The sequence below is a fragment of the Vibrio sp. 1F169 genome (assembly GCF_041439605.1).
GTDB lineage: Bacteria > Pseudomonadota > Gammaproteobacteria > Enterobacterales > Vibrionaceae > Vibrio > Vibrio tasmaniensis_A.
Genome location: NZ_JBGOOI010000103.1, coordinates 1 through 10,951, shown reverse-complemented (window position 1 = coordinate 10,951; position 10,951 = coordinate 1). Strand labels below are relative to the sequence as shown.

Below are 10,951 nucleotides of genomic sequence, written 5' to 3'. Positions count from 1 at the left end.
GCCAAATATCCGTTCAGGTTCAAGCAATAATGCTTATCCGAACGGCATTAATCACTTAGGCTCGGTTTTTTCAATGGTAAGCTTAATTACTTAACGTAATCGAGATTACTCAGTGTCTTGCTCGCTATCACTTTCAGAGTCAGAAGCATCAGATGCTTGCTCTTCACTTGATTCAGAAACAACAGCCGTTTCAGCGTTCACTGCGTCAGCATTTGCTTCTTCAGTTTCTTCGCCTTCAACAATCTCAGCTTCTTCTACTTCGTCGATACGTTGTAGACCTACAACATTCTCGTCTTCAGCAGTACGAATCAGTGTTACACCTTGAGTGTTACGACCAACTTGGCTTACTTCCGCTACGCGAGTACGTACTAGTGTACCTGCGTCGGTGATCATCATCATTTCATCGCCTTCTTCAACCTGAACAGCACCAACAACTGGGCCATTACGATCAGAGACTTTGATAGATACTACACCTTGCGTTGCACGGCCTTTCGTTGGGTATTCAGCCAGCTCAGTACGCTTACCGTAACCGTTTTCAGTCACAGTCAATACATCACCTTCAACTCGTGTTCTAAATGCTGGAGTAAGTAAAGCATTAGTGCCACTAAAGTTACTCACTTTATTCGGTTGTGGTACAGATGCTACAGGAACAATCAGTGAAACCACTTGGTCGTCACCCGCTAGCTTCATACCACGAACACCAGAGGCAGTACGACCCATTGGACGTACTTTGTCCTCGTTAAAGCGAACAACTTTGCCCGACTTCGAGAACAGCATGATGTCGCTATTACCGTCAGTAATATCAACGCCAATCAGTGAATCATCGTCACGTAAGTTAACTGCGATTAGGCCGTTAGCACGTACGTTTGCGAATTGATCCAGTGATGTCTTCTTAACGGTACCGTCGCCTGTTGCCATGAAGATGAATTTCTCGTTAGAGAACTCAGAAACAGGCAGGATAGCCGTAATACGCTCACCTTCTTCTAGAGGAAGAATGTTAACGATAGGCTTACCACGAGCCGTGCGGCTTGCTTGAGGCAGTTGGTAAACTTTCAGACGGTACGTTTTACCACGAGTAGAGAAACATAAGATGTTATCGTGAGTATTAGCAACAAGCAGACGCTCAATGTAATCCTCATCTTTCATCTTAGTTGCACTCTTACCTTTACCACCACGACGCTGAGCTTCGTAGTCGCTTAGGATTTGGTACTTAACGTAACCTGCGTTAGAAAGCGTTACTACAACGTCTTCTTGAGCGATTAGCTCTTCCATGTCGATGTCATGAACCGCTGCTGTGATTTCTGTACGACGTTCGTCGCCATAGATATCACGTACCGCTTCAAGTTCTTCACGGATAACTTCCATCAAACGCTCAGTGCTTGCAAGGATATGCATTAGCTCAGCGATTTCTTCTAGAAGTGCTTTGTATTCGTCTAGAATCTTCTCGTGCTCAAGGCCAGTTAGGCGGTGAAGACGAAGTTCTAGAATAGCTTGCGCTTGAGTTTCCGTTAGGAAGTATTGACCATCACGGATACCGTATTGGTCTTCAAGCCAATCTGGACGAGCTGCATCAGTACCAGCGCGTTCAAGCATTGATGCAACGTTACCAAGATCCCAACCACGAGATACTAGACCAACTTTAGCTTCTGCTGGTGTTGGTGCGTTCTTGATCAGTTCAATGATTTCATCAATGTTCGCAAGCGCTAAAGATAGAGCTTCCAAGATATGTGCACGGTCGCGCGCTTTCTTCAATTCGAAGATAGTACGACGTGTCACAACTTCACGACGGTGGTCAACAAAACACTTCAACATATCTTTAATGTTGAAAAGTTGTGGTTGGCCGTTGTTCAGAGCAACCATGTTGATGCCGAAAGTTGTTTGCAGTTGAGTTTGTGAGTAAAGGTTGTTTAGTACAACTTCACCGACAGCATCACGCTTACATTCAATAACAATACGCATACCATCTTTATCAGATTCGTCACGCAGTGCACTGATGCCTTCAACTTTCTTGTCTTTTACAAGTTCTGCAATCTTCTCGATCAGACGAGCTTTGTTCACTTGATACGGAATTTCAGTAACGATAATAGTTTCTTTACCGTTCTTTTCCGTTTCAATTTCAGCTCTCGAGCGCATGTAGACTTTGCCTCGGCCAGTCTTATATGCATCGACAATGCCCTTGCGGCCACTGATTAATGCTGCTGTCGGGAAGTCTGGACCCGGGATGTAGTCCATTAGCTCATCAATAGTGATGTCTTCATTATTGATAAATGCTAAACAGCCATCAACAACTTCGCCAAGGTTATGCGGCGGGATGTTGGTAGCCATACCTACTGCGATACCAGAAGCACCGTTAACCAATAGGTTTGGTATTTTTGTTGGTAAAACTGCTGGTATTTGCTCGGTTCCATCATAGTTAGGAACGAAGTCAACCGTATCTTTATCAAGATCCGTTAATAGCTCACCAGCTATTTTTGACATACGAACTTCGGTATAACGCATTGCCGCAGCTGAATCGCCGTCAACCGAACCAAAGTTACCTTGGCCATCGACTAACATATAGCGTAGTGAAAACGGCTGAGCCATACGAACAATTGACTCGTATACCGCACTATCACCGTGTGGGTGATATTTACCGATTACATCGCCTACTACACGAGCAGACTTTTTATATGCTTTGTTCCAATCATTACCTAATACATTCATCGCGAACAAAACGCGGCGGTGTACTGGTTTTAGGCCATCACGCACATCTGGAAGGGCACGACCAACGATGACGGACATCGCGTAGTCTAGGTATGAACCTCTAAGCTCATCTTCAATATTTACGGGCGTGATCTCTTTCGCTAGATCGCTCATAGAGCCATTTTCCCTCTATAGTCAGATCGTATTTTTGAATACGTATAAGACCGAAAAATATAACACAAATTTACCTACGGAGGCATCACTTTCCCTCTCCTTTTACCATCTTGTGACCCTTGTAGCCAATCTATTGATGAGAAATTGCACCTCAGCGTCATATCTTGCTGAAACATGGTCACTTTACACTCAATAAACTAGCAAAATTGTAGATCTTCTGGTCAGCAGGAAAAGGCAAGTTATAATGCCTGCAATTTCATGGATGCATTATTTAACTTGGAAATGCCGATTATGACTAAATCACAAAACGTAGACCCAGCAGAAATCAAAAAATTCGAAGACATGGCGTCGCGCTGGTGGGATCTAGAAGGCGAGTTTAAGCCACTACATCAAATCAACCCACTGCGCCTAAATTACGTTCTAGAGAAAACCGAAGGCCTATTTGGCAAGAAAGTTCTCGATGTTGGCTGCGGTGGCGGTATTTTGGCTGAGAGCATGGCCGTTGAAGGTGCGCTAGTCACTGGTTTAGATATGGGTAAAGAACCGCTAGAAGTCGCTCGTCTGCATGCATTAGAAACCGGCACCAAGCTTGATTACATTCAAAGCACCATTGAAGATCATGCTGAGCAAAACCCACAAACTTACGATGTGGTGACCTGCATGGAAATGCTAGAGCACGTACCAGACCCACAATCGGTTATCTCGGCTTGTTCAAAGTTGGTTAAACCGGGCGGCCATGTGTTCTTCTCGACACTGAACCGTAACTTTAAGTCTTACCTATTCGCTATAGTAGGTGCAGAAAAGCTACTTAAGATTGTCCCAGAAGGTACTCACGACCACGAAAAGTTCATTCGCCCAGCGGAACTTATCAAGATGATAGACAACACTCCGCTGCAAGAATTGGGGATTACAGGACTGCACTACAACCCGTTAACGGACACTTACCGTTTGGGCACAAATGTAGATGTTAACTACATAGTCCACACGCAAAATCTCACCCGATAACTATTAATATCACCAGCTTAAAATCTTTTAGAAAAAGACGATTGAAAAGAGTTGTAATTAACATAACTTTACGACTTTTTTCAGTCTAAATTTCGTGCGCTCGCTTCCATTTTGACCACCTAGATTTAATTTTAATCATCCAAAATCCATTGCCCATTTTGCTCAAAGATCAAGGGATTTTTTTTTATGTGTGCGCAAAAATAAAGCAACCTTAAAAGGCTATTTTTATACAATCAAGTCACATCGAACCTCGTCAGTTAGTGGTCACTTACAGTTTTTTTTCAATCCACCACTTATCCACAAGCACTCCCATTTCTTTACCTTGAAAAATATAAGCTGTAGCACTATCTTGTAACCCAACAAACAAATGACCCCTATATGTTGTGTTTGAACTACAATGTATGGGTAGACCAAGATCACAAAGCCGAAACGTAATTTACAAAAATTACACAGAAATACACAAAAACACGGCTTTGTTCAGTTTTGTTAGGGAAATTAAGCAGAATGAACCAACAACTTACTGTTACCAAACGTAACGGGCGCAAAGAAACAATCGATTTAGAGAAAATCCATCGAGTGATCACTTGGGCAGCTGAAGGCTTGCACAATGTTTCTGTATCACAAGTAGAATTGAAAGCTCACATTCAGTTTTACGATGGCATCACCACCACTGACATCCATGAGACAATCATTAAGTCAGCAGCGGATTTAATCTCTGAAGAGACTCCTGATTACCAATATCTAGCAGCACGTCTGTCAGTATTCCACCTACGTAAAAAAGCGTACGGCGAGTACGAGCCACCGGCTCTATATGACCACGTTGCAAAACTGGTTGATATGGGTAAATACGATAGCCACCTAATGGAAGACTACACGAAAGCTGAGTTTGACGAGCTTGACGCGTACATCGACCACAAGCGTGACTTGGACTTCTCTTATGCAGCGGTCAAGCAGCTTGAAGGTAAATACTTCGTGCAAAACCGTGTAACAAAAGAAATTTACGAGAGTGCTCAGTTCCTTTACATCCTAGTTGCTGCTTGTTTATTCGGTAAATACCCGAAATCAACTCGTCTGGATTACATCAAACGTTTTTACGACGCCTCATCTACGTTTAAGATTTCTCTACCTACACCAATTATGTCTGGTGTACGTACGCCTACTCGTCAATTCAGTTCTTGCGTACTGATCGAGTGTGGTGACAGCCTTGATTCTATCAACGCAACAGCAAGCTCTATTGTTCGTTACGTATCTCAACGTGCTGGTATTGGTATCAACGCAGGTCGTATCCGTGCGCTTGGTTCTGAAATTCGTGGTGGTGAAGCGTTCCACACTGGCTGTATCCCTTTCTACAAATACTTCCAAACAGCAGTAAAATGTTGTTCTCAAGGTGGTGTTCGTGGCGGCGCAGCAACCGTGTTCTACCCACTATGGCACGGTGAAGTTCAGTCTCTATTAGTGCTGAAAAACAACCGTGGTGTTGAAGAGAACCGTGTTCGTCACATGGACTACGGCGTACAGCTTAATAAGCTTATGTACTCTCGTCTTGTTCAAGGTGGCAACATCAGCCTGTTCTCCCCTTCAGATGTACCTGGACTTTACGATGCGTTCTTCGAAAACCAAGAGCGTTTTGAAGAGCTGTACGTTAAGTACGAAAACGATCCTTCAGTGAAACGTGAAACTGTGAAAGCGGTTGAACTGTTCTCTCTACTAATGCAAGAGCGTGCTTCTACTGGTCGTATCTACATTCAGAACGTTGACCACTGTAATACACACAGCCCGTTTGATTCTGAAGTAGCACCTGTTCGTCAATCGAACCTATGTCTAGAAATCGCGCTACCAACTAAGCCACTTTCTAACGTGGAAGATGACGAAGGTGAGATTGCACTGTGTACGCTTTCAGCGTTCAACCTTGGCGCAATCAATGAACTCGACGACTTAGCAGAGCTTTCTGAGTTGGTTGTTCGTGCACTTGATGCACTGCTTGATTACCAAGACTACCCGCTTCCAGCAGCATACAAATCGACAATGAATCGTCGTACTTTAGGTGTGGGTGTCATCAACTATGCATACTACCTGGCGAAGAATGGTGTTAAGTACTCTGACGGCAGCGCAAATGGCCTGACTCACCGTACTTTTGAAGCAATTCAATACCACTTGCTAAAAGCGTCTGTTGAACTAGCGAAAGAACAAGGCCGTTGCCCATCTTTCCACGAGACCAACTACGCGAAAGGCCTACTGCCAATCGATACTTATAAAAAAGATATCGACTTAGTCTGTGAAGAGCCTCTGCACTACGATTGGGACACGCTACGTGAAGAGATCATGGAGCACGGTCTGCGTAACTCTACGCTAACAGCGCTTATGCCTTCTGAGACTTCGTCTCAAATCTCGAACGCGACTAACGGTATCGAGCCACCACGTGGTTATGTATCAGTGAAAGCGTCGAAAGACGGTATCCTGAAGCAAGTTGTTCCTGATTTCTTAAATCTTAAAAACAACTACGAGCTACTTTGGAACATTGGCAATAACGACGGTTACCTACACTTAGTGGGTATCATGCAAAAATTCGTTGACCAAGCTATCTCTGCAAACACTAACTATGATCCAAGTGTTTACGACAGCGGTAAGGTACCAATGAAGCAGCTGCTCAAAGACCTGCTAACAGCGTACAAGTACGGTGTTAAAACGCTTTACTACCATAACACGCGTGATGGTGCTAAAGACGATCAAGGCGATGCAGTTCAAGTGCCGGAAGAAGATTGTGAAGGCGGCGGTTGTAAGATCTAAATCGCAATAAACATTAAGACCCCAGAGAAGAGTTATCTTCTCTGGGTTTAAAGCATTAACAGGGTCCGTTTTATTGCGGGTCTTTAAAGGATTTGAGGCATTTATGGCTTACAGTACTTTTTCTCAACAAAAAAATGACCAACTAAAAGAACCAATGTTCTTGGGTCAGTCGGTAAACGTTGCACGTTACGACCAACAAAAATTTGAAATCTTCGAAAAGCTTATCGAAAAGCAGCTTTCTTTCTTCTGGCGCCCAGAAGAGGTCGACGTGTCTAGTGACCGTATCGACTACAACAAGCTTCCTGAGCATGAAAAGCACATCTTCATCTCTAACTTGAAGTACCAAACGCTTCTAGATTCTATCCAAGGCCGCAGCCCTAACGTTGCCCTACTTCCATTGGTATCACTACCAGAAGTTGAAACTTGGATTGAGACATGGTCATTCTCTGAAACGATTCACTCTCGTTCTTACACGCACATCATCCGTAACATCGTAAATGATCCAGGCGTAGTATTCGACGACATCGTTGAAAACGAAGAGATCCTGAAGCGTGCTAAAGACATCGCCTTTTACTACGACGATTTGATCAAGCTGACGGCTGACTACCACCGCTACGGTGAAGGCAACCACAACATCAACGGCGAAGACGTTAAGATTTCACTTCACGACCTGAAGAAGAAGCTTTACGTATGTCTAATGTCTGTAAACGCACTGGAAGCGATTCGTTTCTACGTAAGTTTTGCATGTTCATTCGCATTCGCTGAACGTGAGCTAATGGAAGGTAATGCGAAGATCATCAAGCTAATCGCTCGTGATGAAGCTCTTCACCTTACTGGTACACAGCACATGATCAACTTGCTGCGTAATGGCCAAGATGACTTCGAATTCATGCAGATCGCTGAAGAGTGTAAGCAAGAGTGTTTCGACCTATTCAAAGAAGCGGCTGAGCAAGAGAAAGAGTGGGCAGAATACCTATTCAAAGATGGCTCTATGATTGGTCTAAACAAAGATATTCTTTGCCAATACGTTGAGTACATTACCAACATCCGTATGCAAGCGGTTGGTCTAGGTACGGCTTACCCAGAAGCAACATCGAACCCAATTCCATGGATCAACGCTTGGTTGTCTTCAGATAACGTTCAAGTTGCTCCACAAGAAGCTGAAATCAGTTCTTACCTAGTTGGCCAAATCGACAACGAAGTAAAAGCTGACGACTTTGAAGGGTTTGAGCTGTAATGCCAACAATCAAAATCAACAAGCTGACTTCTATTGAATCTAACCCTTCAAATACTCTATTGGAAACAATGGAACAAGCAGGGTTAGAGCCAGAATACAACTGCCGAGATGGCCACTGTGGCGCTTGCCGCTGTACGTTGGATTCAGGTGAAGTCGAGTACGTTGGTTTTGCTATGGCTTACACGCAAGGCGATGAAATTTTGCCTTGTATCTGTAAAGCAAAAACAGAACTATCGCTGAGTAACGTTATTCACAGAAATAAGCAAAAAAGTGCTTAATACTTGTACTTAGATCTTATACTTAGCTACTTAGCTACTTAGCTACTTAGCTACTTAGCTACTTAGCGCGATTAGTACAATGTTGAATCGTTAACAGAAAAGCTTAAAAATTTAAGGGCCCGATAATCTTCATTATCAGGCCCTTTTTGTTTTTCATGTTGGCTCAATCAGACAACTCGCTTATTGCACCAACTCGGCTTTATTGATGTATATAATTTATTACATATATAGCTTTATAGCTTTATAGCTTTATAGCTTTATAGCTTTATAGCTTTAATTTGGACTTTATAGCGTTAACTTGGTTTATAGTACCGCTTTAGGAATAAACATGTCTTTCAATCGCTTAACCGAAGAGTAAGTACCAAACATCGGTTTGTTGTCTAGATGCCTTCTCAGCATATCGGCGGCAACGGTCTTAATCACGTTGCGTTGGTCTTCGCGTGAGTACTGACGATAAAACTCAAGCACCTGCCCCCACTCTCCTGCTTCAGTCGACAATGCGACGCTGAATGTGTTGCCTTCTAATTTACCAGTAACCAAAGCTAGTTCTGTACCGCACTTCTCTCTTGTAGCGCCAGCCAGTGCAAAGGTTGCGGCTAATGGATCACTCTTTTCAAGTTCGCTCTCTTTTGGCTCAGCCATGACCCATGAATGCCCAAAGCAGTCTTCAACCTGCTCATTCAATTGCAGCCACGCTGATAGGGCGCCTTTGGTCGACACTTCAGATACAGATAACGTCTTCTTTTTTTCCGCCATGATGTGTCCAATATGGTCAATCATTGGCTCATCAACGCTCACGACATTACTCTCTAGCAGCTTGTAAACCATTTGCAGAAGCTTAACGCGAGTTTCTAAGTCTGCCTTAGGACCAAACAGTTTGACCTCAATAAAAGGCAGATAAGAGCGGTAGCCAAGTTCATAGCCTGCTGGAAGCTTAAGCTGGTCTAACACATCCGAGATACCCGATTCAGACAAACCAAACGTAAACAATCGACTGCATTCAGAGGCAACCACTTGAGGGTAGGTACGCGACAAGTCAGGAATAATCTCAAACGTCACCATACGTTTGAATTCACTCGGTACACCAGGAGTGAAATAGAAAGTCGCATCGTTGATTTTCAGCTTGAACCCGCAAGCCGTACCCACAGGATTATCAACAATCTCTGAACTCGCGGGTAATAAAGCTTGCTTAAGGTTACTGTCAGGCATCGGCATACCACGTCCAGAGAACATCTCTTCCATACGAGTCAGCCACTCAGGGAACATGACAAGCTTTTGATCTGAGGCCGCAGCCGCAGCGGCCGCACTCATATCATCAGTTGTCGGCCCCAAACCACCATTGACGATAACCACATCATAGTTGAAGCTCAGCATCAGCAGTTCTTCGATCAGAGCGTTCATTTGGTCGCCCACAGTTGAACGCTTTGCCAAAGCAAAGCCGTGCTGATAAAACTCAGCAGACATCCAAGCTGCGTTTGTGTCGACAATGTCCCCATGAAGAACTTCTTCACCAGTGCTTAACATTGCGATTTTCGTCATATTTATATCCCTTGTGGCCATTAAAAGACACGGCATTATTTACAAACTAGTCTAAGGTTGAGTTTGAGTCATTCACCTTTTCACAAATATTACTAATGCTTAATCTAAGGTTTTCTTAGGAAAAGCAATAAATTATTAGTTCCCTAAACTAAGCATTTAATAGATAATTGTGACTCGGATCAATTATTAACTTCTCATGGAGACCCTTGTGGCCAAATCACCGTTACTAACGAAGGTTACTGCTGCATTTACAATGCTAATGTCAGTTAACTCGGTTGCAAGCCAATATGACTTCGACCAACCAATCAACCTTTCTTATTCGGATGAATGCGCTCAAGATTACTGTGTTAATGAAAGCTTGTACACCTATAAGCCTAGTAACAATTATGCGCTAAGCGAAACAAGCGACCAATATGATTTAACCATCGAAAAACAACCACTCTACCTTACCGTTAGCGATGGCAAAGATTGGGATTACCTCATGGGCCAAACTTATACCATTCTTGGTTTAAGTGTCGCAACCGTTGGCCTCATGACGCTTTTACCGGAAAGTATCACTAAGTGGGATGATGACCAGCGTGATATCAGTGCACTAGGTAAAAAATGGAAAGATAACGTTTCTGAAGGCCCAGTATGGGACCGTGATGAACACTTCCTAAACTACGTAATGCATCCGTATTTCGGTGGTGTTTACTACACCGCAGCTCGACATGCTGGTTATGACGAGTTTGAGTCTTTCTTATACTCTTGGACAATGTCGACATTTTTCTGGGAATACGGCGTAGAAGCGTTTGCTGAAGTACCGTCATGGCAAGATATCTTTATTACACCATTCTTTGGGGCTGTTGTCGGTGAAATGATGCTAGAAGCAGAGCAAGACATTGTTGCTTCAGGTGGCGAAGTGATGGGCTCTCAAACCATGGGTGATGTTTCATTATTCTTCCTCAACCCTGTTGGCCATATCCACTACTGGGTAAGTGATGCATGGGGTGGTGACGCAGAAGTTAATCTGAATACTAACCCTTGGTGGGATAACAAAGACGCAGCCCGATTCGCCTACGATGCAGGGGCAACATACGACTCTCAGTTTGTTGGTATGAACTTTAAAGTAACGTTTTAAATCGACTTCCAGTCTCTGAACTCTATGTTACTGCATTTCAAATAAATGCGACAACTCTTCTAAAAGCGGCTCTCTAGCTAACACTGATCATTTAAGCATTTTCCTGATCAGTTGAACGATCCTACAGAT

7 protein-coding genes are annotated in these 10,951 nt (G+C 43.5%); 5 read left to right on the top strand and 2 right to left on the bottom strand.

The window, feature by feature from the left end; all coding sequences use genetic code 11:
• Positions 1-105 precede the first annotated feature (105 nt).
• Entirely contained in the window at positions 106-2,856 is a 2,751-nt protein-coding gene (gene gyrA, locus ACED53_RS21785) for a DNA gyrase subunit A (RefSeq protein WP_017101816.1), read from the bottom strand.
• Positions 2,857-3,114: 258 nt separating this feature from the next.
• Between gyrA and ubiG the strand changes: the two genes are divergently transcribed.
• The 4 genes from ubiG (at position 3,115) to yfaE (ending at position 8,163) form a co-directional block, all read left to right on the top strand.
• Complete coding sequence (ubiG, locus tag ACED53_RS21780; RefSeq protein WP_017101817.1) at positions 3,115-3,861, top strand: bifunctional 2-polyprenyl-6-hydroxyphenol methylase/3-demethylubiquinol 3-O-methyltransferase UbiG; 747 nt, start codon at positions 3,115-3,117, stop codon at positions 3,859-3,861.
• Positions 3,862-4,365: 504 nt separating this feature from the next.
• Positions 4,366-6,648 (top strand): class 1a ribonucleoside-diphosphate reductase subunit alpha, encoded by a 2,283-nt coding sequence (nrdA, locus tag ACED53_RS21775; protein WP_009848849.1) that lies wholly within the window; start codon positions 4,366-4,368, stop codon positions 6,646-6,648.
• A 103-nt stretch (positions 6,649-6,751) separates the two neighbouring features.
• Positions 6,752-7,885 (top strand): class Ia ribonucleoside-diphosphate reductase subunit beta, encoded by a 1,134-nt coding sequence (gene nrdB, locus ACED53_RS21770; protein WP_004733365.1) that lies wholly within the window; start codon positions 6,752-6,754, stop codon positions 7,883-7,885.
• Positions 7,885-8,163 carry a class I ribonucleotide reductase maintenance protein YfaE gene (gene yfaE, locus ACED53_RS21765; protein ID WP_012604325.1) on the top strand — a complete coding sequence of 93 codons (279 nt, stop codon included), beginning with the start codon at positions 7,885-7,887 and terminating at the stop codon, positions 8,161-8,163. Before nrdB ends, yfaE begins: the two co-directional genes overlap by 1 nt.
• A gap of 303 nt (positions 8,164-8,466) precedes the next feature.
• Here the strand turns inward: yfaE and ACED53_RS21760 are convergent, their stop codons facing one another.
• Positions 8,467-9,702: a CinA family nicotinamide mononucleotide deamidase-related protein gene (locus ACED53_RS21760; protein WP_029225592.1), complete on the bottom strand. Its 1,236-nt coding sequence runs from the start codon at positions 9,700-9,702 to the stop codon at positions 8,467-8,469.
• Between the two features lie 208 nt (positions 9,703-9,910).
• Between ACED53_RS21760 and ACED53_RS21755 the strand changes: the two genes are divergently transcribed.
• The gene (locus ACED53_RS21755; protein ID WP_009848852.1) at positions 9,911-10,822 is read left to right on the top strand and encodes a DUF3943 domain-containing protein; all 912 of its coding nucleotides are present in this window, start codon (positions 9,911-9,913) and stop codon (positions 10,820-10,822) included.
• The last annotated feature ends 129 nt before the right edge of the window (positions 10,823-10,951 follow it).